Annotated in this window: 22 protein-coding genes; all 22 read right to left on the bottom strand. The window is 67.4% G+C overall.

Translation table 11 applies throughout. The annotated features are described in order from the left end of the window. Positions 1-8 precede the first annotated feature (8 nt). Positions 9-524, bottom strand: a complete 516-nt coding sequence (locus AB839_RS06340) for a flagellar basal body-associated FliL family protein (protein ID WP_005416435.1) — start codon at positions 522-524, stop codon at positions 9-11. Positions 525-652: 128 nt separating this feature from the next. Further along, positions 653-1,822 carry a flagellar hook-length control protein FliK gene (locus AB839_RS06335; protein ID WP_061478716.1) on the bottom strand — a complete coding sequence of 390 codons (1,170 nt, stop codon included), beginning with the start codon at positions 1,820-1,822 and terminating at the stop codon, positions 653-655. Beyond that, the gene (gene fliJ, locus AB839_RS06330) at positions 1,822-2,289 is read right to left on the bottom strand and encodes a flagellar export protein FliJ (protein WP_005416437.1); all 468 of its coding nucleotides are present in this window, start codon (positions 2,287-2,289) and stop codon (positions 1,822-1,824) included. The genes AB839_RS06335 and fliJ overlap by 1 nt, the downstream gene beginning before the upstream one ends. Before the next feature lie 3 nt (positions 2,290-2,292). After that, positions 2,293-3,678 carry a FliI/YscN family ATPase gene (locus tag AB839_RS06325; protein ID WP_061478715.1) on the bottom strand — a complete coding sequence of 462 codons (1,386 nt, stop codon included), beginning with the start codon at positions 3,676-3,678 and terminating at the stop codon, positions 2,293-2,295. Beyond that, the gene (locus AB839_RS06320) at positions 3,675-4,283 is read right to left on the bottom strand and encodes a FliH/SctL family protein (protein ID WP_180886214.1); all 609 of its coding nucleotides are present in this window, start codon (positions 4,281-4,283) and stop codon (positions 3,675-3,677) included. The genes AB839_RS06325 and AB839_RS06320 overlap by 4 nt, the downstream gene beginning before the upstream one ends. A gap of 29 nt (positions 4,284-4,312) precedes the next feature. Continuing rightward, positions 4,313-5,299 (bottom strand): flagellar motor switch protein FliG, encoded by a 987-nt coding sequence (fliG, locus tag AB839_RS06315; RefSeq protein ID WP_024958226.1) that lies wholly within the window; start codon positions 5,297-5,299, stop codon positions 4,313-4,315. Positions 5,300-5,306: 7 nt separating this feature from the next. Further along, the gene (gene fliF, locus AB839_RS06310) at positions 5,307-6,953 is read right to left on the bottom strand and encodes a flagellar basal-body MS-ring/collar protein FliF (RefSeq protein WP_061478713.1); all 1,647 of its coding nucleotides are present in this window, start codon (positions 6,951-6,953) and stop codon (positions 5,307-5,309) included. A gap of 13 nt (positions 6,954-6,966) precedes the next feature. Further along, positions 6,967-7,332 carry a flagellar hook-basal body complex protein FliE gene (gene fliE, locus AB839_RS06305; protein ID WP_061478712.1) on the bottom strand — a complete coding sequence of 122 codons (366 nt, stop codon included), beginning with the start codon at positions 7,330-7,332 and terminating at the stop codon, positions 6,967-6,969. A 428-nt stretch (positions 7,333-7,760) separates the two neighbouring features. Continuing rightward, on the bottom strand, positions 7,761-8,177 hold the full coding sequence (locus AB839_RS06300) for a hypothetical protein (protein WP_061478711.1): 417 nt from the start codon (positions 8,175-8,177) through the stop codon (positions 7,761-7,763). A gap of 186 nt (positions 8,178-8,363) precedes the next feature. Next, positions 8,364-9,866, bottom strand: a complete 1,503-nt coding sequence (locus AB839_RS06295) for a sigma-54 dependent transcriptional regulator (RefSeq protein ID WP_061478710.1) — start codon at positions 9,864-9,866, stop codon at positions 8,364-8,366. Continuing rightward, the gene (locus AB839_RS06290; protein WP_005409556.1) at positions 9,863-10,240 is read right to left on the bottom strand and encodes a response regulator transcription factor; all 378 of its coding nucleotides are present in this window, start codon (positions 10,238-10,240) and stop codon (positions 9,863-9,865) included. Before AB839_RS06290 ends, AB839_RS06295 begins: the two co-directional genes overlap by 4 nt. 14 nt (positions 10,241-10,254) lie before the next feature. After that, positions 10,255-11,664, bottom strand: coding sequence for an RNA polymerase factor sigma-54 (gene rpoN / locus AB839_RS06285; protein WP_061478709.1), 1,410 nt, complete (start codon positions 11,662-11,664; stop codon positions 10,255-10,257). 284 nt (positions 11,665-11,948) lie between these two features. Beyond that, positions 11,949-12,581, bottom strand: a complete 633-nt coding sequence (locus AB839_RS06280; RefSeq protein ID WP_005413261.1) for a response regulator transcription factor — start codon at positions 12,579-12,581, stop codon at positions 11,949-11,951. A 92-nt stretch (positions 12,582-12,673) separates the two neighbouring features. After that, a complete protein-coding gene (locus tag AB839_RS06275) occupies positions 12,674-13,252 on the bottom strand; it encodes a PilZ domain-containing protein (protein WP_061478708.1) in 579 nt (192 codons plus the stop codon). Then, the gene (locus AB839_RS06270; RefSeq protein ID WP_005416446.1) at positions 13,249-13,542 is read right to left on the bottom strand and encodes a hypothetical protein; all 294 of its coding nucleotides are present in this window, start codon (positions 13,540-13,542) and stop codon (positions 13,249-13,251) included. Before AB839_RS06270 ends, AB839_RS06275 begins: the two co-directional genes overlap by 4 nt. Further along, positions 13,539-13,955, bottom strand: coding sequence for a flagellar export chaperone FliS (gene fliS / locus AB839_RS06265; protein ID WP_005416447.1), 417 nt, complete (start codon positions 13,953-13,955; stop codon positions 13,539-13,541). Before fliS ends, AB839_RS06270 begins: the two co-directional genes overlap by 4 nt. Positions 13,956-14,083: 128 nt before the next feature. Beyond that, complete coding sequence (gene fliD / locus AB839_RS06260; protein ID WP_061478707.1) at positions 14,084-15,499, bottom strand: flagellar filament capping protein FliD; 1,416 nt, start codon at positions 15,497-15,499, stop codon at positions 14,084-14,086. A 441-nt stretch (positions 15,500-15,940) separates the two neighbouring features. Continuing rightward, the gene (locus AB839_RS06255; RefSeq protein ID WP_061478706.1) at positions 15,941-17,110 is read right to left on the bottom strand and encodes a flagellin; all 1,170 of its coding nucleotides are present in this window, start codon (positions 17,108-17,110) and stop codon (positions 15,941-15,943) included. A gap of 86 nt (positions 17,111-17,196) precedes the next feature. Beyond that, the gene (locus AB839_RS06250) at positions 17,197-18,387 is read right to left on the bottom strand and encodes a flagellin (RefSeq protein WP_061478705.1); all 1,191 of its coding nucleotides are present in this window, start codon (positions 18,385-18,387) and stop codon (positions 17,197-17,199) included. Positions 18,388-18,459: 72 nt separating this feature from the next. Continuing rightward, the gene (locus tag AB839_RS06245; protein ID WP_061478704.1) at positions 18,460-19,677 is read right to left on the bottom strand and encodes a flagellin; all 1,218 of its coding nucleotides are present in this window, start codon (positions 19,675-19,677) and stop codon (positions 18,460-18,462) included. A 399-nt stretch (positions 19,678-20,076) separates the two neighbouring features. Further along, positions 20,077-21,279 carry a flagellar hook-associated protein FlgL gene (gene flgL, locus AB839_RS06235; protein ID WP_061478702.1) on the bottom strand — a complete coding sequence of 401 codons (1,203 nt, stop codon included), beginning with the start codon at positions 21,277-21,279 and terminating at the stop codon, positions 20,077-20,079. Then, positions 21,276-23,156 (bottom strand): flagellar hook-associated protein FlgK, encoded by a 1,881-nt coding sequence (flgK, locus tag AB839_RS06230; protein ID WP_061478701.1) that lies wholly within the window; start codon positions 23,154-23,156, stop codon positions 21,276-21,278. The genes flgL and flgK overlap by 4 nt, the downstream gene beginning before the upstream one ends. Between the last annotated feature and the right edge of the window lie 3 nt (positions 23,157-23,159).

Here is a 23,159-nt window from a genome sequence, read left to right as displayed (position 1 = left end):
GTGGGCCCTTACTGGGTCACGAAGCTGGTGAACAGCAGATCGTCGGCGCCGTTGCTGCCGGTCTCGGCCTTGAGCACCTTCTGCACCTCGGCCAATGAGGCGGCCTGCAGCTTCTGCTTGCCGGCGACATCGGCGATCTGGTCCGGGCTGACCTGCGAGAACAGCATCAGCAGGCGCGCACGGATGGCCGGGGCGTGGGTCTTGATCGCTTCCAGCGCGGCCGGGTCGCGGGTCATCAGCTGAACCTCCAGCTGCAGGTAGCGTGGGCCGTCGACCGGGCCATTGAGGTTGACCACGAAGGCCGGATCCAGTGCGAAGTACTGGGCCGGGGCTGGAGTCGCGCTCTTCTTCGGCGCCTGTGCGGTCTTCTCTTCGTGCTTGGACTGGGTGAAGAACCACACGCCGCCACCGGCAGCAGCGGCGGCCAGTACGGCCACCAGCGCGGTGATCAGGATCGGACTACGCGGCTTGGCGGCCTTGTCCTTCTCGGCGGTCTTCTTGGTTTTGTCAGCGGCTGCGGCCACGGGGTGAAGCTCCTGAGGGTTGCTTCACCGGGATATGCAAGGGGTGTGCCGAAGGCCGGGCAGCGGGATGCGACGGAATTCCGTCGGAAACCTGTGGCGGTAGGTGCCAACCTTGGTCGGCACGGCTGTCAGGCGTAAGCGTCCAGCAGTCCGCGCTGGCGGATCAACTGCGCCGACGACACGCTGTCGTCGCCCGGCGTCGGTTCTCCGTCGCCGATGATGCCGCTGCCACCGGGCTGGCCCGGCGCATTGCCGTCACCGCCCGGTGCCTGGTGGCCGACATCGGCGTGGGCCAGCTGGAAGCCCTGTTCGCCCAGCAGCTCGCGCAGGCGCGGCAGGCTGCTTTCCAGCGCTTGCCGAACGTCCACGTGCGGGCTGCTGAAGCTGGCATGCACCTTGTCGCCGTTCAACTGCAGGCGCACGTCGACCGGGCCCAGGTCGTCCGGGCTCAGGCGGATGTGGGCGTGGCCGATCTTCTGGTCGGCCAGCCAGCCCAGGCGTGCGCCGATGGCCTGGTCGAAGCCATCGTCACCCAGCACGGGTTTCGGCGTCGGTTCGCCATTGAAGATCGCGTTGCCGGTGGCGAGTGCCGCCTTCAGGTCCTGTACGGCGGCCGCTGCCGGTGCGTGCAGCAACGGCGCACTGGCGCGGTCGCCAACGACGGCCACGTCACTGCCTTCGCCACGCTCGGCGCGCTTGCCCGGCAGGATCATCTCCGGCAGTGGCAGCGCCGCGGCATCATCCGCGCTGGTCGCCGCCGGTTTGCCGTCAGCCGCCGCTGGGGTTGTGGTAGCCGTCGCCGGCGCATCTGCAGGCAGTGTCGGGTTCGTGGCGGGGGCAGCAGCAGGCAGCGCGCTACCGTCGCTGGCCAGCGCTGGTGCAGCGGTGGTCGGCAGCGCAACGGCCGGATCGGCAGGCGTCGGCATCGCCAGTACCAGGCCGGCCAGGCCGGGCGGTGGCCACGGGGCGTCCTCGGTCGCGGCGGGCTTGTCCTTTTCGGTGCCGGGTCCAGCCGGGGTCACGGCAACGGGCGGCAGCGACGACGTTTCAGCGGTTGCCGCTTCGGCGTCCGCGGTGCGTTCACCCGGTGCCTGGCCATTGCTGTCGGCGGTCGATGGTTGGCTCGGCGTGGATGGCATCGGTGTCGTGGCGCTGCCGGCTGGCGTGGGTGCAGACGGTGCGCCGCCCTGCAGCAGCTGGCTGAAGTCCTTTCCGCCTTCGCTGCGCGAGGCGCGTGCGGCACTGTTGCTGGTGGCGGGCGTGGCCGTGTTGGCGCTGCTGGCGAGCGGGGCGGGCATCACGAGCGGCCTCCCTGCTCGGCGCCGTCCTGGTCTTCGGCCTGCACCAGGCGTGCACGCCGTGCGCCAATGTCGTCCATCTCGCGCTGGTCGCGGCGGTCGGTCACCACCTTTTCCTGCGCCCGGTAGCTGGCGGCCAGCTGCTCCAGCACCGCCTTGTCACGGCTGGCCAGGATCAGGCGTGCGCGCTCGGCCTCCACTTTTTCGCGGTTGCCATTGACCGTGGCCTGCTGCTGCTCGACCGCGCTGTCCAGTCGATCGAGGAAGGCGCGGCGGTTGAGCAACTGTGCCGGGCTGGTCGCCGCCATCTGTGCGTTGGCGTACTCCTCGGCATAGCGGCGCAGTTCGTCCAGTCGCGACAGATGGGTGTCGAGCACGCGCTGGCGTTCGGCCAGGTCGCGGGCGACCGCGTCCTCATGTTCCTGGGCCCGCTTGAGCAGGGGATCGATGCGCTTGGACTGGTTCATGGCTTAACTCTCTTGTTCCACCAGGAGCTGCAGCGCCGCCTGGCTGTGCGGGAGATCTGCGGCCTTGGCAACGTCCTGGCCGAGGAACTCCATGATTTCCGGCCAGCGTTCCAGGGCTTCGTCGGTGGCCGCGTCGTTGCCGCGCTGGTAGGCACCGATCGCGATCAGGTCCCGGTTGGCCGAGTAGGCCGAGACCAGTCGCTTCAACTTGCGGATGCGCAGGCGCCACGGTTCGTCGGCGATTTCCGTGACCACGCGGCTGACTGACGATTCGACGTCGATGGCCGGGTACAGCCCGCTGTCGGCCACGCGGCGCGAGAGCAGGATGTGGCCATCGAGGATCGCGCGCGCGGCATCGGCGATCGGATCCTGCGGATCATCGCCTTCGGTCAGCACCGTGTAGAACGCGGTGATCGAGCCACGGCCCTTGGCGCCATTGCCGGCGCGTTCGACCAGTGCCGGCAGCTTGGCGAACACCGACGGCGGATAGCCGCGGGTGGTCGGCGGTTCGCCGACCGACAGCCCGATCTCGCGCTGCGCCTGGGCGAAGCGGGTCAGCGAGTCCATCAGCAGCAGTACATTCAGGCCCTGGTCGCGGAACCACTCGGCAATGGCGGTGGCGCGGTAGGCACCATGCAGTCGCGCCAGCGGCGGCCGGTCGGCAGGGCTGGCGACCACCACGGCGCGGCGCAGGCCTTCCTCGCCCAGCGTGGTCTCGACGAAATCGCGCACTTCGCGGCCACGTTCACCGATCAGGCCGACCACGATCACGTCGGCGGCGGTGTAGCGGGTCATCATGCCCAGCAGCGTCGACTTGCCGACGCCGGAGCCGGCGAACAGGCCAACGCGCTGGCCGCGGCCGATCGGCAGCAGCGCGTTGATCGCGCGCACGCCCACGTCCAGCGGCTGGGTGATCGGTTCACGCGCCAGCGGATTGATCGACACGCCGGCCATGCCAACATGGCCTTCGGCGCGGATCGGGCCCTTGCCATCCAGCGGCACGCCGTCGCTGTCGATGACGCGGCCGAGCAGGCCTTCGCCCACTTCCACGCCGCCTCGGCGCGCCGATGGCACCACCCGCGCGTTGGGCAGCAGGCCATGCAGTTCGGCGCTGGGCATCAGGTAGGTGCGTTCGCCGGCGAAGCCGACCACTTCGGCGTCGACCCAGCCACCATCGACCACTTCCACCTTGCAGCTGGCACCCAGCGGCGCTTCGCAGCCGACCGCTTCCAGGGTCAGCCCGACCGCACGGCGCAACACGCCCTCGCGGATCAGGCCACGACCATGCGCGGTGTCCACGCGCAGGCCATCCAAGCGCCGGGCCAGGCGCAGGTTGCGGGCCACGGCCCAGTCGGCCGGCGGCGGAGTGGTTTGTGCTCCGGCACTCATGCCGTCGCTCCGGTCTGGCGGATCACCGCATCCAGCGCACCGCGCAGGCGGGCTTCCAGCGTGCCGTCGATGCGCACGGCTTCGGCGTGCACGCGCAGGTCGCCACGGCTGAGGCTGGTATCCGGTACCAGGCGCTGCGTCGGCGAAAGATTCAGCAGCGGAGCAAGCGCGGCGATGTCATCCGGGTGCAGCCGCACTTCCACCTCGCGGGTGCTGCCCCCCACGGCGTCGATCGCTTCGCCGACCAGCTGCGCCAGCAGTGCCGGCTCGGCTTCGTAGGCGCGGCCGACCAGTGCGCCGGCGATGCGCACCGCCAGTTCGCCGAGGGCGCCGACCACTTCGTTCTCCAGCCGCACCAGCGGCCGGCTGAAGTTGTCCAGGATCCCTTCGATCTGTGCGGCGAGGCGACGTACTTCGGCTTGGCCCTGGCCGTAGCCGTCGGCATGGCCCTGTTCGAACCCTTCCTTCTCGGCGCTGTCCTGGATCGCCTGGATCTCTTCAAGGGTCGGCAGCTGCAGCGGCGGCTCCGGTTCGTGCTCCGGATCCGGCTCGGTGAGTGCGAACGCATCCTCCTGCTCCAGCACTGGTTCGGGCTGGGCCAGCAGGTCCGGGGCAAGCCAGCGCACGACGTTGCTCACAGCATGGCCTCCGCGCTGCCACCGATGGTGACGGTGCCTTCATCGGCCATGCGCTTGACGATGGCCAGGATCTCGCGCTGCGCGCCTTCCACGTCGGACAGGCGCACCGGACCGCGGGCCTCCATGTCTTCGAGCAGGATTTCGGCCGCGCGCTGCGACATGTTGCGGGTGATCTTGTCGCGCACCTTGATGTCGGCACCGCGCAGGGCCAGGCCCAGGCGCTCGCCGCTCACCTCGCGCAGCACCAGCTGCATCTCGCGGTCGTCCAGGTCGACCAGGTCGTCGAACACGAACATCAGGTCCTGGATGCGGTTGCTCAACGGCGCATCGATGCGCGCGATTTCGCCCAGGATCGCCTGGTCCTGGCCGCTGTCCATGAAGTTCAGGATGTTGGCCGCGCACTGCACGCCGCCGATGTTCGATGACTTCAGGTTCTGGTTGCCCGCGAACTGGCGCTCCATGATCTCGTTGAGTTCATTGAGCGCGTTCGGCGGAATACCGTCGAGGGTGGCGATGCGCAGCAGCACATCCACGCGGGTGCGGTCCGGCAGCAGCTTCAGCGCGTCGGCGGCCTGGTCGGTTTCCAGGTGCGCCATCACGATGGCGATGATCTGCGGGTGCTCGTTGCGCACCAGGTCGGCCACCGCACGCGGGTCCATCCACTTCAGCGCGTCCAGGCCGGTGGTGTTGCGGCCGAGCAGGATGCGGTCGATCAGGTTGCCGGCCTTCTCGCTGCCCAACGCCTGCACCAGCATGTTGCGGATATAGTCGTCAGAGCCGACGCCCAGCGAGGTCTTCGAGCCCAGTTCCTGGCCGAACTGGTCCATCACCCGTTCCACCTGCTCGCGGGTGATGTCGGTCATGGTGGCCATGGCGATGCCGATCTTCTGCACCTCCTTGGGTTCCATGTGGCGCAGCACTTCGGCCGCATCCAGCTCACCCAGCGAAAGCAGCAGCACGGCCGCGCGCTGTACACCGGTCAGTTGTGCCTCAGTCATTGGCCACCCAGCCCTTGACCACCTGGGCCACGCGCTTGGAGTCGGTCTTCACGGCTTCACGCGCCATCCGCAGTCGTTCCTCATATGAATCCACCGGCAGTGCGAGCGCATCCGGTCCGCCCAGGCTTGCCCGGTCGGTGCCCAGCGCCGGCAGCGGCATGCCATCGTCATCGACCAGCTGCACATCCGCCGTATGCGGCTCCAGCGCCTGCGGGTCGTCCTTCCTGTTCTGGCCGGTGATCGCGCGCAGCGCCGGGCGCAGTACGCCGAACAACAACGCCAGCACCACCACCGCGCCGAGGAGCATGCGGCCGGCATCGTGCACCCATGGCAGTTCCCACCAGGCCGGGCCTTCGACCGGCGTGGTGTCACGCACGAACGGGGCATTCATCACCGACACGGTGTCGCCACGCTCGGCGTTGAAGCCGACGGCCTGCTTCACCAGCGCCTCGACGCGGGTCAGTTCCGCGGCCGACAGCGGTTGCGGGCTGACCTTGCCGTTGGCACCGGCGCGCGGCACGTTGTCCACCAGTACCGCCACCGACACGCGCTTGATGCGGCCGGCCGGCTGGCGGGTGTGCTGCAGGGTGCGGTCCAGCTCGTAGTTGCGGGTGGCGTTCTTGCTGCTTTCGGTCGGGGCCTGCGCGGTGGCCGGCGCGGCCTGCTGGCCCGGCGGGCTGTTGCTGGTGGCACCCGGCACGCCCTGCGGCCCCGGCGTGCTGGTGGTGTTCTCGCTCATCTGCTCGCTGCGCAGCTTCTGCGGTTCACCGTTGTAGAGCTCACGGGCTTCCTCGGTCACCGAGAAGTCCATGTCCACGCTCACTTCCGGATTGACCCGGCCGGGGCCGGTCATCGGCTCCAGCAGCTCGCGGATGCGCTGGTTGAACGAGGTTTCCTGGCGTCGCACCTGCTCGAACTGCGCGGCGTTGACCGCCGCCTCGCTGTTCGGGTCGGTGATGCTGAGCATGCGCCCGCTCTGGTCGACCACGGTCACCCGTTCCGGCGCCAGGTCCGGAATGCTGGCCGCGACCATGTGCACGATGGCGTCCACCTGGCTGCGTTCCAGCTGCTGGCCGCCACGCAGTTCCAGGGTGACCGAGGCGCTGGCCACGTCACGCTGGCGGGTGAAGGCGCTGGGCTTGGGAATGGCCAGATGCACGCGTGAATCACGTACCGGGCGCAGCGTGTTGATGGTGCGCGACAGCTCTGTTTCCAGCGCGTGCTGGTAGCGCGCGCTTTCCACGAACTGGCTGACGCCGAAGCCCGGATCGCGTTCCATCAGCTCGAAGCCGAGCTTGCCGCTGTCGGTCAGGCCGGAGCCGGCCAGCTTCAGGCGGGCGTCGTGCAGGTTCTTTTCCGGCACGGTGATGCCACCGGTGGCCGGATCGAGCGCGAACGGAATCTGCGCCGCGCGCAGCAGGTCGGTCGCTTCAGCGGTCGCCTTCTGGTCCAGGCCGGTGTACAGCGGGACCATGCCCGGCTTCTGTGACCAGAAGAACACGGACAGGCCTGCCGCCACCGCCACCGCGATCATCGCCATCAGGCCCAGCCGACGGGTGATCTGCAGACTCTGCAGGCGGTCGAACCATTGCCCGGCCTTCTCGGCGTTCAGGCTGTCCTTGGAGAGCGTCAGTGCCATGCGTCAATGTTCCTTACAGCGGCATGTTCATCACGTCCTGGTAGGCCTGGACGAGACGGTTGCGGACTTCCACGGTGGCGCGGAAGGCGATCTGGGACTGCTGCGAGGCGACCATCACCTTGGCCAGGTCGGCGCTGGGGTCGCCCATTTCGAAGGCCTTGGCGAGGGCGCCGGACTTCTGCTGCGCATCGTTGACGCCGGCAATCGCACCACGCAGGGTTTCGGTGAAGCTGGCCGGCTGGGCCTGCGGCGCGTCCAGCACCGTGCCCGGCAGGGCGTTGCTGCGCGGCGCTTCGCCCAGCGGGTTGAGCGCCGGCTGTCCCATCTGGGTCTGATAGGAGCGGATCTGCGAAAGGATCGAAGTGACGGAGTGGGACATCTGCAACGGTTCCAGAAACAGGGATGGGGTTGTCTGCTGGAGCAGGTGCAAGTGCCGTGCCGAAACCGGTTTTCGATTCAGTGAAGTGAGGGTTGTGGGTGTGCTGGCAGGGCTGCACCCTGCACCCGCCGACGCGACGTCAACATCAACGTCAAAATCGGGCTATCCGTGGGGTGGCGGGGTGGGTCCGGTTGCGGGGGACGCCGTGAATACGTCCCTGTAGGCTCGGTCGCGCCATCCATGGCGCTCACGCCCCCGCAACCGGACCCACCCCGCCTTCGACAGTTGGCCGCGATCTGTTGGAACCTGCTGCTGATGGTGGGTGCCGACCGTTGGTCGGCACTAATCGGATGGGGTCAGATCTCGTTGCAACGCAACGGGCTCTGCCCCCGGTCGTGGCGCCATTTATCCGGCGTCGGTTTTCTGGCCTATGGGTGCAGGGTCCAGCGGCCGGAATTCTGGCGCTGGCGCGGGGCGATGGGGCCGTCGTGCTGGGTGTAGATGAAGCGACCCTGGCGGTCGCTCTGGCAGGTCAGCAGCAGGGTGTAGTGGGCGGAACCGGCCGGGTGGGCCTCGGTCATCTGGATTTCCGCGATATGCGGGGCCAGGCGCTGGTAGCGGTAGCTGCCGCCGATGCGCAAGTCAGTGCCGAGGATGTCCAGCACGTACTGGCTGCCGGCAAAGCTGAGCTGCACCATGCGTCCGGCGTTGGGGTTGTCCGGCGCGTACAGCGGGTCGCTGAGGTTGGTCAACTGGCGCTGGTCCAGCGTTGCGGGCAGGGTGCAGTTGGCGGCAGTGACCAGGGCCGGGTAGAGCGGGCTGGCGAGCAGGGCAAGGCGATGCATGGTGGAACCTCCATGGGGGTGTCCCTGCCATGCTCCGCACTGCGGCCGTGTTGTCTCTAGGAAAACATGCAAAAGCAATGGGCTCAGATCGCGTTCCGTAGCAAAGGGATGTGAGCCCAGGCGCCAGAAACACCAACGCCCGGGCAAGCCCAGGCGTTCGTGCCCCCTTCATGCTGGCGATGCGTTTCAGCCGGCCAGTTCGGCCTGCTCGCGCTCGATGCCGTACTTGCGCAGCTTTTCCACCAGGGTGGTGCGGCGCAGGCCGAGCAGCTGGGCGGCGTGGGCGACCACGCCCTGGGTGCGTTCCAGTGCTTCGTTGATCAGGCCCAGTTCGATGTTGGCCATGTGGTTGCGCAGGTCCATGCCTTCGTCAGGCAGCGCCGCCGGCGCCGCCGGGCGATTGACGGCGATGCCGTGCTCCAGCGCCGGCTGGTTGCCGCTGCCCGGGGTGTGGAAGGAGAAGCTGCGCAGGTCCAGGCGTTCTTCGCTGGCGGCCGGCTGTGGCGGTGCCGGCGTGGCGGCGGCCAGTGCCGCATCGCCACGGTAACGGGCTGGCAGGTCCTGCACGCGCACCGAACCACCCGGATGCAGCACCGCCAGGCGCTCGACCAGGTTGGTCAGCTCGCGCACGTTGCCCGGCCATTCGTAGCCGGCCAGGGCCTGCAGCGCTTCCGGGGTGAAGCGCACTTCGCCACGGCCGGTGCGGGCCAGCTGCGCGGCGATGGTTTCCACCAGCGCTGGCAGGTCTTCGCGGCGCTCGCGCAGTGCGGGCACTTCGATCGGGAACACGTTGAGGCGGTAGAACAGATCCTCGCGGAACTTGCCCTCGGCGATGCGGGTCTCCAGGTCGCGGTGGGTCGCGGCCACCACGCGCACGTTGCAGCGGATGGTCTGGTTGCCGCCGACGCGCTCGAAGCTGCGTTCCTGCAACACGCGCAGCAGCTTCACCTGCATCGGCAGGCTCATGTCGCCGATTTCGTCGAGCAGCAGGGTGCCGCCCTCGGCCATTTCGAAACGGCCCTTGCGCGCGGTCAGCGCGCCGGTGAAGGCGCCCTTCTCATGGCCGAACAGTTCGCTTTCCAGCAGGTCGGCCGGAATGGCGCCGCAGTTGATCGCCACGAACGGGCCGTCACGGCGCGGCGAGCGCTGGTGGATGGCGCGCGACACCACTTCCTTGCCGGTACCGGATTCGCCCAGCACGAGCACGGTGGTATCGAATGCGGCAACCTGCTCGATCATCGTGCGCAGGGCGGTCACTGCCGGGCCGTTGCCGGTGGGCCCCTGGTCCTGGGCGGCGCCGGCCTGATGCTCGGCGTCCAGGCGCTTGAGGCTGGCGCGGCGCAGCAGGGCTTCCATCTGTGCGTGGCGCAGCGGCGTTTCCAGCGGCCAGATATTCGCTTCATGCAGCCCGTGCTGCCGGGCAAACACTGCAGCATCACCATCGGCCAGCAGCACCGGAGGCGGCAGGCTGCTGCCGCCCAGCCAGTTGTACAGCGCGGTGCTGGCGGGGCTGTCGTCCAGGCTGCCGACGATCACCGCCATCCAGTCGTTCTGGCGCTGCCGGCCCAGGTCGAAGTCGGCCGCGTCGGACACCCAGCGCGGATTGAAGTCCATGAATTCCAGCAGGGCAACGGTACGCTCTGCGCGCACGGCGTCGTTGTCCAGCACCAGGATGCGCGATTCACTCACGACTGTTCCTCCCTGAGGCCTTCCAGGATCGGCATCACTTCCTGGATGTAGGACAGCTTGCTGACAAAGTTGTCGGCACCGGCACGCAGCGCGTGTTCGCGGTGCTCGGCGTCATCGAAGTGGCTGGCGATCACGATGTACGGTGCATCGTCCTGCGACTTGATCAGGCGGGTGGCCTGCAGGCCACCCATCTCCGGCATGGCCAGGTCCATCAGCACCACCTGCGGGCGCAGCGTTTCCGAGCGCTCGATCGCTTCCAGGCCGTTGCCGGCACTGCCGACGATCTGCAGCCAGTCGATCTTGCGGAAATGGCGCATCGCCGCGTTGATGAAGCCCTCGTGGTCATCGACCAGCAGGACCGTGAGCTTGTTCATGTCCAACATCCTTTTCAGCCCACCCGGGCCAGCTGCGGTTGCCTGGCGCTGAGCCGGCGCCGTTCGCGGGCCGGGGCGATATCCAGTTGTTCTCGGTATTTTGCGACGGTTCGGCGGGCAATGTTCACCCCCTGGCGTGACAGCAGGCCGGCAATGGCCTCGTCGGCCAGCGGACGGCCGGCGGGTTCGGCGTCGATCAGGCGGCGGACCATGGCTTTCACCGCCTGGCCGGAGACGCTGGCGCCTTCCAGGCGCACCGCGAAGAAGTGCTTCAGTTCGAAGGTGCCGCGCGGTGTCTGCAGGAACTTGCCGGTGGTGATGCGTGAGACGGTGGACTCGTGCATGCCGATTTCCTCGGCCACTTCCTTCAGGGTCAGCGGCGCCATGGCCTCTTCGCCACGGACCAGGAAGGCGGCCTGGCGCTCGACGATCACCCGCGCGGTGCGCAGCAGGGTGTCGTAGCGCATCGACAGGCCGCGGCTGAACCAGCGCGCCTCCTGCAGCATCTCACGCAGTGCCGGCGCGGCTTCGCTGGTTTCGGCCAGCGCCTGTTCGTACTGGCTGTTGATCGAGACGCGGCGGCTGGTGGCCGGGTTCAGTGCCACCTTCCATTGCCCATCGGCGTGCCAGGCCACGACGTCCGGCACCACCACCGCGTTGCGTTCGGGCAGCAGGCTGTCGCCGGGGCGCGGCTGCAGCGAGAGGATCAGGCGCACCGCCTCGCGCACGTCGTCGATCTCGGCGTCGTGCTGGCGGGCGAGGGCGGGGTAGTCGTGCGCGGCCAGTGCCTCGAGCGCGCCATCGAGGATGCGGGCGGCCAGGTGACGCGCGGGGACCACACCGTGCAGGCTGCGCAGCTGTGCCTGCAGGCCTTCGCGCAGGTCCTGCGCAGCCATGCCAGCCGGTTCACCGTGCAGCAGCTGCTGGCGGATGGCCTCGACGCCTTCGGCGGCGATGTCGAACTGGGCGCTGGCCAGCAGCTGCAGCTGCGCCAGTGGCGCCTGCAGGTAGCCGGCCTCGTCGCAGTGGTCGAGCCAGAACGCGGCCACCGCCAGTTCGCGGTCGTCCATGTCCAGCGCCAGGCGCTGCAGCACGCGTAGCTGCGGGTCGGTCGACTCACCGGCGGCAATGCGCGCCATGCGATCGTCGTCGCCGTCCTGCCAGCTGGCGCCGGCCACGTCCCACATCGAAGACTCCGGCAACTCGTCGAACGCAGCGGTGTCCAGCGTGGTGGCTGCGGCCTCGGTGGCATCAGCGGCAGGCGCTTCGGCCTCTTCGATCTCCAGTAGCGGGTTGGAGTCCAGCAGGCGCTGGATTTCCTGTTCCAGGTGCAGGCCATCGAGCTGCAGCAGCCGGATCGACTGCAGCAGCTGAGGGGTGAGGTGAAGTTGTTGGCCCAGCTGGGTCGAGAGTGCAGCCTTCATCGTGGTTCCCCGGCGCCGCTCCCCGGCGCCTTGTGGAACGCATCTTGCTTTTGATCCGGCGTGGGCGGAATCGGGGGGTTCCTGAGGGGGTTCGTGGTTGTCCCGACAGGATGTAGGGGTTATCCCTACATTGGCTCGGGATATTGACGAAGCGCGCCGCCAAGTCATTGATTCGTCGTGCCGAAGCGGCGGGGTTCGCGGCGGCCGGTGTACGGATTCCTGTCAGGGAATGTCGGGGTGACGGGAATTCGTCGTCAGTGCAGGGCCTTGCCCGCTACTGGCGCTTACTCCAGCTCGTGCTGGTGGCGCGCGGCCAGCAGCAACAGGTCATTGGCGCGGCGGCAGCCCAATGACTCCATCATGCGTGCGCGGTGGGTTTCCACCGTCTTCACGCTGATGCCGAGGTCGGCGGCGATTTCCTTGTTGCTTTCGCCCTTGCCGATGCGGCGCAGGATCTCGCGCTGGCGCGGCGACAGCGCGGCAATGCCGGTAGGCTTCTCGCGGCCCAGCATGGGGGCCAGCATCTTGGCCGAGATCTGGGGACTCAGGAACACCTGGCCGGCATGCGCGGCGCGCAGCGCCAGTTCCAGCTCCTGCGGTGCTGCATCCTTCACCACGAACCCGACCGCGCCACGATCCAGGGCATCGCGCACATGCGCGGCATCGTCGTGCATGGTCATCATCACCACCCGGGTGCCGGGGGCGCGCAGGCGGATGTCGCTGAGCGCTTCCAGGCCGGTGCGGCCCGGCAACGAGAGATCCATCAGCACCACATCCGGCGCGTGCTGCAGGGCCAGCTGCAATGCCTGTTCGGCGTTGCTGGCCTCGGCGACGAGCTGCACGTCGGCAAACCCCTGCAGCAGCCGCGCCAGGCCGGCGCGGACGAGGGTGTGATCGTCGACGATGAGAACTCGCACAGGCACGCAACAGATCCGTGTAGGGGAGTCCACCTTAACTTAGCTGAACGGGCGCGCCAAGGCTTGCCCGCCAAGCGTGATGGTGGCAGCTTTCAGCGCGCCCGACGTGCCTCGGCCACCTGCCGGCGGTGAAGTCGGAACAGGTGCCGCTCCATGGCCATTTCCAGGCCGTCGCCCAGGCGCTGGAAGCGCAGCCACAGGAAGTGGCCGCCGCCGCCGTCGGCTGCCTCGGCGATCACTTCCACCGGCAGGTCGATGTGGTCGGGCAGCCAGTCGCTGGGCTGCAGGCGCACCACGCCGGCCTGGCCGGGGCTGGCACCGCTGCGCGGGCCCAGCTGCAGGCGGATGCCACGGCGCGACCAGCGCACCGGGCGCAGGGGCAGTTCCAGGCCCTGCTGGCGCACCAGGCGGCCGAGCAGCACCATCGCCAGGTCCAGCTTGGCTTCAAGGCGTTGCAGCTGCAGGGTGGCCTCGTTGCGTTCGTCGTGCTCGTCAACACGGCTGTCTTCGACCAGTGCCAGGCTGCGCAGCAGGCCTTCGGCACCGCTGGTGCGTCCGGCCGCGCTGCCCGCCTGGAACTCGGCCGGCAGGGCCAGCTCGCAGCTGAGCGTTTCGTCGAACAGCTCGCTTTCCGCAGGATGGTGCAGCGACGTGGTCGGCAGCTGGGTCATGCCAGCGATTCTGCCTGCAGGTAGGCATGGGCGGCGCGAAGAGAGCGCTGGCCGTCATTCATCAGTGCGGCCGCTGCATCGCGGCGCTGGCGCAGCAGGCCGAGAAGGCTCTGCTGGCGCTCGAACAGGGCGCTCAGCGGCGCGTGGTCCGCAGCGGTCAGCGGCTGGCTGAGCAGGGCATGCAGGGTGCTGTCGTGCCCGTCGAGCAGGCTGTCGGCCTGGTCCAGGGCATCATCGCCCAGTGCCTTCTCGAAGGCATCCAGCTGCGCGTGCAGTTCGGGCAGGCTCATGGCGCCACCGCAGCCGGCCGGCGCTGTTCGTGCGGGATCGCGTTCCAGGCGCTGTCGATCTCGCCCAGCAGCTGCAGCGATTCATCCAGCGCGGCGCGGTCGTTGTGCAGGTTGGCTTCGGTGAGGCGCTGCAGCACGTAATCGTACAGGGCCGACAGGTTGCCTGCGATCTCGCCGCCGGCCTCATGGTCCAGTGAGCCGTTGAGGTGGCCGACGATCGCGCAGACTTCGCCGATCGCCTTGCCCTTGCCGGCCTGGTCGCCGCGCTCGAGGCTGGCCAGGGCGCGACGCACGCGCTCCAGCGCGCCGGCCAGCAGCATCGCCACCAGCTTGTGCGGATCGGCATCGGCGACCGCACTGGTCACTCCCACCTGGCGGTATTGCTCGGCATATTGACGGCTGGAACCGTACATTCGTGATTCTCCTTGCGCGGGGTGCCGTCGGGTGATCGTGGGGATCGGTGCCGGCGGCGCGGCGATGATTGCTGTTGCGTCCGTTATCGGTGCATTGCGCGGCAAACTTGAGTGCCACGCACGCATCGTCAGCGGTTCAACTGTGCCAGCTGCTGCTGCAGCGCCGTGTTGCTCTGCTGCAACTTGCCCATCAGGCTGTCCAGCGCGATGAACTGCTTCTTGTAGCGCTCTTCCACGCTCTTCATCCGCGTGTCGAGATCCTTGCGGCGCTTGTCGATGTTGTCCAGCGTGGTGTTCAGGCCTTTGGTGCGCGCGACGAACGCGCCTTCCTTGCCGACCGTGGTGCTGACATAGCCATCGACCAGCGTGTACAGCTTGCCGGCACCGCCGGAATCACCGGTGATCGCCTGGCGCATCTTCTCCGGCTGGCTGGCCAGTGCGGCGGCGAACTTGGTGGTGTCCAGGATCAGCGTGCCGTCGGCATTGGGGTAGCCGCGGGTATCCAAACCGATCGCCTTGGCATCGAGCTTGTCACCGGCCAGGTCCTTGAGCACGCTCGACATCACCGAGCGCAGCTGGCTGGTGGCGCCGCGCATCTGCGCATCGCCGGTCAGCGTGGAGGCTTCCTTGGTCTTGGCGTCGTACTTGGTTTCGGTGTTGATCGCCGCCAGTGCGGCGTTGTAGGCCGTTACGAACTCCTGCATCACCTTGGTGGCCGCCGCAGTGTCGGTGCTGATGGTCACCGTGCTGGTGCCCGGCATCTTCAGGTTCAGGGTCAGCCCCGGAACCGCATCGGCCACGGTATTGCTGGCGCTGACGACCTTCACGCCATCGATGGTCAGCTCGGCGTCGGCGGCGGCGGTGTTCTGCTTCAGGCTGTTGACCAGCCCCCCCAGCTTGGCATCGCTGCCTGCGTACTCGAGCTTGATCGCGTTGGCGGCACCGGTCTTCTCCTGGGCGATCGACAGGTACTGGTTGTCGCCGGAGCTGATCAGGGTGGCCTGCACGCCTTCCTTGCGGCCGGCCGCATCGATCTTGTTGCGGATGGTGGTCAGCGTGTCGCCGTCCTCCACCTCCACGTTCATGGTCTTGGCCTTGTCGCCCACGCCAACGGTCAGCGTCAAGGTTCCGGCAGCAAACGTGTCGGTCTTGGGTACCGAAGTATCGGCGATCAGTTTGTGCGCGGTGGCCAGCGAGGTGACATTGACCACGTGCGTGCCGTTGGAGGCCGCAGCCTTGGTGGTGCCAACGTCATACAGCGCGACCGACGCCGTCAGGATCTCGTCGGTGCCCTTGTCGCCGCCTTTGCTGGCGGTCACCGTGCGCGTGTCGAACGCGGTGGTGGCCTTCAGTGCGGTCAGCGCCGTCTTCAGCTTGTCGAAGGCCGAAGTGATGGTGCCGATCGACGACAGCTGCATCTTGGCCTTGGACTGCTGCAGGTTCAGCGCATTGTCGGCGGGCTTGCGGTCAGCTGCGACCAGCTGGTTGACGATGCTGGAAATATCCAGTCCCGAGCCAATGCCACCGTATCCAAAGTCTGCCACGTCGTTTCTCCTGGTATCCGGGCCCGGCCGTCGTGCGCTGGCCCGTCGTCAACGAAAATAGCGGCCTGCGCCGCTGGGTCTTGAGGACTTCGTTGATGCACGTGCCGTGCCACTCGCCTGGCGCAGGTTCTGGCACGCGGGTTGCAGGAGAGCTGGGGCAGGGTGCGGGTGGGTTCACCGCGGGCTGCCGGGAGTCTGCAAAAAGCCCTCCCCCAATGCAGGGGAGGGATCAGGCTACTGACAATCGGGGGGAGACGAAGCCGCCCGGTACGTACAGTCAAAGGTACAGCGCTGAAAGAGAGGTCCGCAGGAGCGGGCGATGCCAAGCCGGTTCGGGACTGATCCCGGGCCGGGCATGGCCCGCGCCTTCGTGCATCGTGGCTTCCCGGTTGCCGCTACCGTCGGTTCGACCCGACGGTAGCGGCGCCTTCTTGCCGTGGATCAGCGCAGCAGGCTGAGCACGCCCTGCGGCACCTGGTTGGCCTGGGCCAGCATGGCCGTACCGGCCTGCTGCAGGATCTGGGTGCGGGTCAGCTCTGCGGTTTCCTTGGCAAAGTCGGTGTCCTTGATGCGGCTGCGCGAAGCCGACAGGTTTTCCGACGAGGTCTGCAGGTTGGCCACGACCGAGGTGAAGCGGTTCTGGATCGCACCGAGGTCGGCGCGGGTGCTGTTGATCGCACCCAGGGCCTTGTCGACCACTTCCATCGCCTGCTGTGCACCCTTCACGGTGGACACGTCGATCTTGTCGGCGAACTTGGCGGTCGGCGCGGCACCTGCGGTGAACCCAGCGATGGTGCTGCTGAAGGCCGTGAAAGCACCGGCATTGTTGACGCTGTCCTTGACCGAGGTCAGGGTGAGCGCGCCGGCCGCGTCGGCTTCGGCATAGACGCCGGTCTCGCCGATCTTGGCATTGATCGCGGTTGCGACGGCCTTGCCGGCTGCCGCGGTGTTGGCGGCCGCATCGCCGACGCTCTTCACGGTCATCGCGTCGAAGTTGACGACGGTGCCCTTGCTGTCGGTGATGGTGAACGCGGCAACAGCGGTATCAACGTTGTCGGCACCGGTGACGGCAGCAGTGGCCGTGGCGAACTGGGCACCACCGAGGGCGTTGGCCTTGGCGTCGATGGTCTTGTCGATGGCGATGGCCTGGCCGGCGTTGGCGCCGACCTGGAACAGCTGGCTGGAGAACGAGCCGTCCAGCAGCTTGGTGCCGTTGAAGTCCGACTGCTTGGCGACGCGGTCGATTTCCGAGACCAGCTGGGTCACTTCGGCCTGCAGCGCCTTGCGGTCGCTGGCCGAATTGGTGGCGTTGGCGGCCTGCACCGACAGCTCACGGACGCGCTGCAGGTTGTTGCCGATTTCGGTCAGCGAACCTTCGGCGACCTGGGCCAGCGAGATGCCGTCGTTGGCGTTGCGGATGGCGACGTCGGTACCGCGGATCTGCGTGCCGAAGCGCTCGGAGATCGCCAGGCCGGCGGCGTCGTCCTTGGCGCTGTTGATGCGCGAACCGGAGGACAGGCGCTGGATGGTGGTGGCCAGCGAGCTGCCGCTGGTGCTCAGGTTGCGCTGAGCATTCAGGGACATGGTGTTGGTGTTGATGACTTGTGCCATGGTGCTTTTCCTTTGGCGAAGGTGGAACGTGTTTCAGAAGCCGGGCGGCGGTTCAGATGCCACCCGGCGGTCGATCAGGGAGCGGATCAGCGCAGCAGGCTGAGCACGCCCTGCGGCACCTGGTTGGCCTGGGCCAGCATGGCCGTACCGGCCTGCTGCAGGATCTGCGTGCGGGTCAGCTCTGCGGTTTCCTTGGCGAAGTCGGTGTCCTTGATGCGGCTACGCGAAGCCGACAGGTTCTCCGACGAGGTCTGCAGGTTGGCCACCACCGAGGTGAAGCGGTTCTGCACGGCGCCCAGGTCGGCACGAGTGCTGTTGATCGCACTCAGGGCCTTGTCGACCACTTCCATCGCCTGCTGTGCGCCCTTGACCGTGCTGACGTCCAGGTCGCTGGCGAACTTGGACGCCGGTGCGGCGGTCGCCAGCGTGGCGGTGAAGGTCGGTGCGGTAGCGCCGGTCCAGGTGCCCACCGAAGCGGTGATGGCCTTGAACGAGCCATCGGCGTTGACGCTGTCCTTGACCGAGGTCAGGGTGACGCCAGCGGTGCCGTTCACTTCGGCGTAGACACCGGTCTCACCGATCTTGGCGTTGATGGCAGTCACCAGCGCCTCGCGGGAGGCCTTGCCGGTGGCAGCGGCGTCGGCACCCTGCTTGACATCGACGTCGGCGATGGTCACGCCATTGATCTGCAGGCCAGTGACCTTGAGGTCGGCGTTGGTGCCCGGGTCGGCCAGGGCCAGCGAGTTGGTGTCGAACTTGGCGCCGCCCAGGGCGTTGGCCTTGGCATCGATGGTCTTGTCGATGGCGATGGCCTGGCCGGCGTTGGCACCGACCTGGAACAGCTGGCTGGAGAACGAACCGTCCAGCAGCTTGGTGCCGTTGAAGTCCGACTGCTTGGCGACGCGGTCGATTTCCGAGACCAGCTGGGTCACTTCGGCCTGCAGCGCCTTGCGGTCGCTGGCCGAGTTGGTGGCGTTGGCGGCCTGCACCGACAGCTCACGGACGCGCTGCAGGTTGTTGCCGATTTCGGTCAGCGAACCTTCGGCGACCTGGGCCAGCGAGATGCCGTCGTTGGCATTGCGGATGGCGACGTCGGTACCGCGGATCTGCGTGCCGAAGCGCTCGGAGATCGCCAGGCCGGCGGCGTCGTCCTTGGCGCTGTTGATGCGCGAACCGGAGGACAGGCGCTGGATGGTGGTAGCCAGCGAGCTGCCGCTGGTGCTCAGGTTACGCTGAGCATTCAACGACATCGTATTGGTGTTGATGACTTGTGCCATGAGGAGAGGTCCTTGAGCGGTTGCACGTGAGTTGGGTCAGACGCCCCCGACGTGCCCCGGGGGCGGCTCATGTCAGCGCTGCAACAGGCTGAGCACGTTCTGCGGTACCTGGTTGGCCTGGGCCAGCATGGCCGTACCGGCCTGCTGCAGGATCTGGGTGCGGGTCAGTTCGGCGGTTTCCTTGGCGAAGTCGGTATCGCGGATGCGGCTGCGCGATGCGGACAGGTTCTCCGAGGAGGTCTGCAGGTTGGCGACCACCGAGGTGAAGCGGTTCTGGATCGCGCCGAGGTCGGCGCGGACGCTGTTGACCGATTCCAGGGCCTTGTCGACGATCGACATCGCCTTCTGTGCGCCTTCGGCGGTGGTGACGTTCAGGTCCTTGACGAAGCTGGCCGCTGCACCGGTCAGGGTGCCGCCGTCGGTGCTGGTCTCGGTCAGGCCCAGGCCGGCAATGGTCGCGGCGGTGACGCCGGCCGGCGGGGTTGCTGCGCTGACGCCCAAGGCGAAGGTCTGGCCATCCTTGACCGAAGCCAGGCTGATGACGCCGGCATTGACCGAGGCCACCACGCCGGTTTCACCCAGCTTGTTGTTGATCGCAGCAGCGGTGGCCGAGGTGATCGACTCGCCGGCCTTCACGGTGAAGTCGCTGATGGTGACCGTGGTGGCGGTGCCGCCCGGCGGGGTGACCGAGACCTGCAGGCCGGAGTAGGTGGTGTCGGCCGTGGCCTTGTCCACCGCCAGCGCAGTGCCGGTGTAGCCGTTGGCGAAGGTGGCAGCCCCCAGCGAATCGGCCTTGGCGTTGACCACGCTGTTGATGGCGATGGCCTGGCCGGCGTTGGCGCCCACCTGGAACAGCTGGCTGGTGAAGCTGCCGTCCAGCAGCTTGGTGCCGTTGAAGTCGGCCTGCTTGGCCACACGATCGATTTCCGAGACCAGCTGGGTCACTTCAGCCTGCAGGGCCTTGCGGTCGCTGGCCGAGTTGGTGGCGTTGGAGGCCTGCACGCCCAGTTCGCGGATGCGCTGCAGGTTGTTGCCGACTTCGTTCAGCGAACCTTCGGCGACCTGGGCCAGCGAGATGCCGTCATTGGCGTTGCGGATGGCCACGTCCAGACCACGGATCTGGGTGGTGAAGCGCTCGCTGATGGCCAGGCCGGCCGCGTCGTCCTTCGCGCTGTTGATGCGCAGGCCGGACGAGAGGCGCTGGATGGTGGTGGCGAGCGAGCTGCCGCTGGTGCTCAGGTTGCGCTGAGCGTTGAGCGACATCGTATTGGTGTTGATTACCTGTGCCATGGGGTCGTCTCCTCTTATATGGAACCCGTTGGTGAATGAAACGAAGCGCCGCCTGTTTTTTTGTGTGGCTGTGTGCTTCGCCGTTGCCAAATGAATAACGGCGCTTTGTCAACAACCTTTAGCCGTGAATTCCGCTGAAGCCGGAATTCGTTGCCTGAAGCTGTTTTCCCGGGGTTTTCAGCCCTGTTGCCAGGATGGAAGCGACCCCGGGAGGGGCGGTCGGGCAGGGCCTGACCAGCGCTGATGAAGGTATCGGCGGGGTGCGACCCGGCTTGATGGGCAATCACGGAGAATCGGCCGGAGATGGCCAGAGGGCCGCGTGGTGGCGGGCAGGCGCGCAAACGAAAAAGGCCGCGATGCAGGGCATCGCGGCCTTTCGGGACTGACTCGGGCGTGGCGTCAGCGCAGCTTGTTGAACAGCGACATCGACTGCATCTGCGAGAAGATCGTCTGCGCCGCCTGCAGTGCGGTGCTCTGCAGCTGGTACTGGCTCAGCGCATCGGCGTAATCCAGGTCGCGCATCTGCGACAGCGTGGTTTTCAGGGTCACGCCATTGGCCTCGCGCATCTCCGCCGCGTTGTCCAGCGCCTTCAGCTGCGCGCCTCCCGCAGCGCGCGAATCGATCATCCGCTCCGAGGCGCGCGCCACGTCGCGCAGTGCGCTCTGCAGCTGATTCTGCTGCGCAGTCATCTGCGCGGTGGTACCGGTGTCGGCACCCAGCGCGGCGACCAGGTTGTCCATGGTGGCGAAGATGTCGCGGCTGCTGGCGGCCTGTACGCTGAAGCTGTCGCCCGCTGCGGGTGCGCCGGTGATGCTCAGGCGTACACCGTTCACTTCCAGGTCGTCGCCAGCCTTGTAGGTGCCGGTGCCGGTCACGTTGCCCGCACCATCCACCACCTCGTACTGGGTGCCGGTGGTGAAGCGCACGCTGAAGCCCTGGCCGTTCCAGCTGTCGCTGCCGTCGCGGGTGATGTTGGTCAGCACGCCGTTGCCGGTGTTGCCGGCCGCGGCGCTGCCGTCAACGAAGCCGTCGCCGGTAGGGATGCGCATGAAGATCTCGCTGCCGGGCAGGGCGTCGCGCACATAGGTATCGGGGCCGACTTCAACCTGGCGCTGGGTCTGGTCGCCGCGATAGACGACCTTGCCGTTGATCTTGGCAAACGGCGGGTCACCGTCGTTGGTGCCACCGAACACATAGCGGCCGGTACCATCGTCGGCGTTGGCCAGCGACAGCAGGCCATCGCGGATCTGGTTGACTTCGGTGATCAGCGTCTTCTTGTCCGCCGCGCTCAGCGCCGGATTGCTGGCCTGGATGGTCAGATCGTTGACGCGCGCCATCAGGTCGTTGACCTGCGCCAGGGTGTTTTCCTGCACGCCCAGGCGGTTCTGCACATTGCCGGCGTTGAGCTTCATGCGGTCCAGTGCGGCCAGGCTGCGGTCAAGGCCGACTGCAGTGCCGGCGGCAACCGGATCGTCCTTGGCGCTGACGATCTTGCTGCCAGTAGCGATCTGCTGCTCCAGGTGGCTGAGCTTGGCCTGCTTGGCCATCATCAGCGACACCGACTGGTTGAACATCATGCTGGTGGAGATGCGGCTGCTCATCGGCGGACGGCTCCCAGGATGGTCTGGAACATGCTGTCGGCGGTGGAGATCAGCTGCGAGGCGGCCTGGTAGGCCTGCTGCAGGCGCAGCATGTCGGCGGCCTCTTCGTCCAGGTTCACGCCGGAGACCTCGTCGCGGGCTTCCTGTGCTTTGTCATTGATCACCAGCTGCGCATCGAGCGAGTACTCGGCCGAGCGGGCGGCGGCGCCGACCTGGGTGGTCAGGCCACCCAGTGCACCGTTCAGTGTCACTGTTCCGGCGTTGAAGGCCTTCGTGCTTTCCACCTTGGCCAACCTGGAGGCGTTGCTGTTGTCCGACGAACCGGCCGGGGTCGGGGTGATGTTGAAGGTATCGCCCACCTTCGGCGCCCCGTCCAGTACGAAGCTCCAGCCGTTGGCACTGATGGTCTGGCCAGGCGTATAGGTCTGAGGCGGGCCACCGTCGATGGTGTAGGTGGTCGCCGAGGTGAACACGATCGCCGACGGATTGCGCAGGTTGGCGTTGGCCGAATCGGTGACGGTGACGCCGCTCAGCTTGCCGGTACCGGTGTTGGCGGTGGCGGCTGCGCCCTTGACTGCGGCGGCCGCGGCAATGCGCGACGGATCGGTGATGGCCATCTCCAGGCTGCCGGCCACGCCAGCGGTGGGCTGCAGCAGGAAGCGGTCATTGGCTGCCGGAGTGCCGCCGACGACCAGGTTCACGCCGTTGATCACCAGCGGATCGGCGGCGGTGCCGGTACCGGTCAGGGGAATGCTGGCGCCGGTGTCGGCGCGGCTGGCCTTCCAGGTGGTGCCATCGAACTGCAGCACCACGTTCTGCGCGTCCAGTTTGCCCAGGTCGCCATAGGTGGCGCTGAGGCTGGCGGTTCCGGTATTGCTGTTGTTGCCGGTCACGCGCGGGCTGCCGATGGTGAAGAAGTCCCCGCCCATCTGGCCATACAGATCCACACCCTGGTGGTGGACCTGGTTGAAGCTCTCGGCCAGACCCACCGCCAGCTTGCCCAGTTCGGCCTGCGCAGGCGTCAGCACGGTGTCGCGGAATTCCAGCAGGCCCCCGATCTGGCCACCGACCGCTTTCGGGTCGAGACGGATGGTGTTGCCCTGGGTCTCCAGTGCCAACTGCAGGCGCTCGGGCTGGTACGGATCGGCCACGGTGGTGACCTTGGTCGCCGTGGTGCCCACCACCAGCGCGTTGCCGCCGGCAGTGTAGACATTCATGATGCCGCCGTCCTGGATCACCGCGGTGCCACCGGTGTAGCCGATCAGCTGGGTGATCAGCTGATCGCGGCGGTCGAGCAGGTCCGGTGCAGCCGAGGCGATGTTGGTTCCGATGGCACCGTTGATCTGCGCGATCTCCTGCGCAAGGCGGTTGACCTCGGTCGCACCGGCCAGCAGGCCGTTGTTGACCTCGCTGTTGAGATTGTTCAGGTGCGTGTTGAGCTGCACGAAGCGGTTGGCCAGCGCCTTGCCACCGTCGAGCATGTTCTGGCGGTCGGCGGTGCCGGCCGCGTTGGACGACAGGCCACTGACCGAGTCGAAGAAGTTCGACCAGACGCCGGCCACGTTGGTGGCAGCATCGGAGAACAGCGCGTTGACCCGGTCGGCCATGCCCGAAAGCTGCTTCAGGCGCGCCAGCTCACCGCTGCTGTCGAGCAGGCGCGAGATCGCCAGCTGGTCGGCCGTGCGACGGATGTCAGTGATGCGGGTGCCGTTGCCGACCGTGCCGTAGCCATAGTTCTGTGGATCGGCGGTGGCGAAGTTGACCTTCTGCCGGCTGTAGCCGGGTGTATTGAGGTTGGCCACGTTGTGGCTGGTGGTCGCCAACGCTCGCTGGAAGGCGAGCAGGGCACCGGTACCGGTGGAAAGTACGCTGGACATGGT

This window comes from Stenotrophomonas sp. DDT-1, assembly GCF_001580555.1.
GTDB classification, from domain to species: Bacteria; Pseudomonadota; Gammaproteobacteria; order Xanthomonadales; family Xanthomonadaceae; genus Stenotrophomonas; species Stenotrophomonas sepilia.
The sequence above is the reverse complement of the archived record's forward strand: the minus strand, read 5'-3'. Positions and strand labels throughout refer to the sequence as shown.

What these genes read in the sequence shown, in the direction of transcription:
- AB839_RS06335 (WP_061478716.1), bottom strand. Translation starts at nt 1,822, where the DNA reads ATGCCCGCCCCGCTCGCCAGCAGCGCCAACACGGCCACGCCCGCCACC.
- flgL (WP_061478702.1), bottom strand. Translation starts at nt 21,279, where the DNA reads ATGAGCAGCCGCATCTCCACCAGCATGATGTTCAACCAGTCGGTGTCG.
- fliS (WP_005416447.1), bottom strand. Translation starts at nt 13,955, where the DNA reads ATGTACGGTTCCAGCCGTCAATATGCCGAGCAATACCGCCAGGTGGGA.
- AB839_RS06275 (WP_061478708.1), bottom strand. Translation starts at nt 13,252, where the DNA reads ATGACCCAGCTGCCGACCACGTCGCTGCACCATCCTGCGGAAAGCGAG.
- AB839_RS06325 (WP_061478715.1), bottom strand. Translation starts at nt 3,678, where the DNA reads ATGAGTGCCGGAGCACAAACCACTCCGCCGCCGGCCGACTGGGCCGTG.
- fliE (WP_061478712.1), bottom strand. Translation starts at nt 7,332, where the DNA reads ATGTCCCACTCCGTCACTTCGATCCTTTCGCAGATCCGCTCCTATCAG.
- rpoN (WP_061478709.1), bottom strand. Translation starts at nt 11,664, where the DNA reads ATGAAGGCTGCACTCTCGACCCAGCTGGGCCAACAACTTCACCTCACC.
- AB839_RS06300 (WP_061478711.1), bottom strand. Translation starts at nt 8,177, where the DNA reads ATGCATCGCCTTGCCCTGCTCGCCAGCCCGCTCTACCCGGCCCTGGTC.
- AB839_RS06255 (WP_061478706.1), bottom strand. Translation starts at nt 17,110, where the DNA reads ATGGCACAAGTCATCAACACCAACACCATGTCCCTGAATGCTCAGCGC.
- fliF (WP_061478713.1), bottom strand. Translation starts at nt 6,953, where the DNA reads ATGGCACTGACGCTCTCCAAGGACAGCCTGAACGCCGAGAAGGCCGGG.
- AB839_RS06250 (WP_061478705.1), bottom strand. Translation starts at nt 18,387, where the DNA reads ATGGCACAAGTCATCAACACCAATACGATGTCGTTGAATGCTCAGCGT.
- AB839_RS06270 (WP_005416446.1), bottom strand. Translation starts at nt 13,542, where the DNA reads ATGAGCCTGCCCGAACTGCACGCGCAGCTGGATGCCTTCGAGAAGGCA.
- fliJ (WP_005416437.1), bottom strand. Translation starts at nt 2,289, where the DNA reads ATGAACCAGTCCAAGCGCATCGATCCCCTGCTCAAGCGGGCCCAGGAA.
- flgK (WP_061478701.1), bottom strand. Translation starts at nt 23,156, where the DNA reads ATGTCCAGCGTACTTTCCACCGGTACCGGTGCCCTGCTCGCCTTCCAG.
- AB839_RS06290 (WP_005409556.1), bottom strand. Translation starts at nt 10,240, where the DNA reads ATGAACAAGCTCACGGTCCTGCTGGTCGATGACCACGAGGGCTTCATC.
- AB839_RS06245 (WP_061478704.1), bottom strand. Translation starts at nt 19,677, where the DNA reads ATGGCACAGGTAATCAACACCAATACGATGTCGCTCAACGCTCAGCGC.